The sequence below is a fragment of the Halomonas sp. 3F2F genome, assembly GCF_014897805.1.
Lineage (GTDB): Bacteria > Pseudomonadota > Gammaproteobacteria > Pseudomonadales > Halomonadaceae > Vreelandella.
In genome coordinates, this window is sequence record NZ_JABUZE010000108.1 from 1 (window position 1) to 1,379 (window position 1,379).

Annotated in this window: 2 protein-coding genes; both read right to left on the minus strand. The window is 50.3% G+C overall.

Annotated features, from left to right (window positions below; all coding sequences use genetic code 11):
• The coding region (locus INT21_RS12005) for a DUF4214 domain-containing protein (protein WP_193085245.1) at nucleotides 1-819 on the minus strand (819 nt) is incomplete at its 3' end.
• A 174-nt stretch (nucleotides 820-993) separates the two neighbouring features.
• Nucleotides 994-1,254, minus strand: coding sequence for a hypothetical protein (locus INT21_RS12010; RefSeq protein WP_193059770.1), 261 nt, complete (start codon nucleotides 1,252-1,254; stop codon nucleotides 994-996).
• Between the last annotated feature and the right edge of the window lie 125 nt (nucleotides 1,255-1,379).

A 1,379-nucleotide genomic window follows, 5' to 3' on the forward strand; every position in this document is an offset into this window, starting at 1 on the left:
CGGTTCGGGTTCGGGTTCGGGCTCCGGTTCGGGTTCGGGTTCGGGCTCCGGCTCGGGCTCAGGTTCGGGCTCCGGCTCTTTAGCGTTAAGCGTGGTAACAGTAGTGGCCAGTGCTTGTTGATCTGCTTCTTGTGCACCCTCTGCGATGGCGAACACGACTTGCGATAGCGTCAGGGCACCGCTGTCAATCTTACCTACCCAGTAATCGTGGCCATTCTGATCAGGCTCTCGGTCAAATAATGTATGGTAAATCATCTCCACTCGAGCGGAGTTGGTGAGATCTCCATACATCTCCGTGCTTTCTGAAGAGTTTCCAAATGCCTGGATGACATTGGAGAGACTGCCATCCGAAGCTTTAAGCTCTTGAATCCAGAATGTCCGGCCTTCTTCATCCGAGGCGCGACCGTAATAGCCTGCATACAGCACATCGATGAGTTCACCATAGGTAGCATCGAGAGCGTCTTCGATATGCTGTGAAAGGGTATCAAGGTCATCACCTTGAGCAGCATTACCAATGTGGCGTGCAACGGTGGTTAGCGAACTACCAGCTTCAAGCTGTGCTGTCCAATAGTCCAGGCCAGATTTTTCCGGTTCTCTATTGAAAAGATGCTGGTAGACTGTCGCAATTTTTTCGCTGGACGATAGGTCATCAAACAAGTCAGAAAATATTTTGGATTGCGTCAGTGAAGCACCTAGTGCGTCGGAGCTGTCTTCATCTTCCTGGTTTGCCCAGTGAAGAAAGCCTCTCCAGTCCGCGGGCCGATCGTTGACGGCGAGGTAAAGCAGCTGAATATCAGTAGATGAGGTAAAAATAGACATTATTAGGTCTCATTATTTATTGAAAATATAAAATGGATCCCAAGCAGCGTGGTGTGCATGTGACAAGGCTGCGGTTTTTAGTGTAGCGATTTATTCACTCTGTATCTACTGCTTTTGGTTTTTCGTGAACTATTCGAATGATTTTAACTTGTTGTTTTTAAATGTTTTTATTTTTTATGCATCTGTCAGTGCCTGGGTTTCGGCGCTGTGTAGTGGCGATGGACGCTTGGGTCCGTCCATGGGAGGGTGGATGGTTTTGCCCACCGAAACAGTGGGCACCCCGTTAAGACATATACCTGAATCCGTGAGACCAGCCCCCAGAAATGCTTCTAACCTACTGAACTGCATGGCAATATAGCGAATATCGCCATTCACCCAGATAGTGCCATACCCAACGTCAAGTTCCGTGCCAGTCGTCGCACCCTCACCAGCCACGCCGGGCTGTCCATCATCGGGCAGTGCTTCGAGATCGCTGGCGTCGATAGCATCGACGGGCGCTTCCCCACCACGCTGGGCAGTAAGCGTTCATTCCAGGACGTAGTTGACTTACTTCACGTTGC